At 57.4% G+C, this 202-nt stretch carries 1 protein-coding gene; it reads right to left on the bottom strand.

Translation table 11 applies throughout. The features are described 5' to 3' along the window. Positions 1–202: DDE-type integrase/transposase/recombinase (locus QEP12_RS17015; protein ID WP_284215000.1), on the bottom strand; the 202-nt coding region annotated here is incomplete at both ends.

The raw sequence follows: 202 nt of genomic DNA, 5'->3' as shown, positions 1-202 counted from the left end.
TCCCACCGAAGGCATCAGGCCAGCTTCCTCTAAACGTTCTGTGTAGCGAATGGAAACGTACTGACTGCCCCTGTCGGAGTGATGAATGAGCTCCGTGTCACTTGAAGGCCGCCTTGCATACAGCGCCTGCTCCAACGCATCAACCACAAAGTCCGTGCGCATGTGGCTACTGACCCGCCAGCCCAATATGCGGCGGGCATAC

The organism is Comamonas jiangduensis, assembly GCF_030162955.1.
GTDB classification, from domain to species: domain Bacteria; phylum Pseudomonadota; class Gammaproteobacteria; order Burkholderiales; family Burkholderiaceae_C; genus Comamonas; species Comamonas jiangduensis.
Note: the sequence above shows the minus strand (reverse complement) of the source record. Positions and strands in the feature narration are given on the sequence as shown.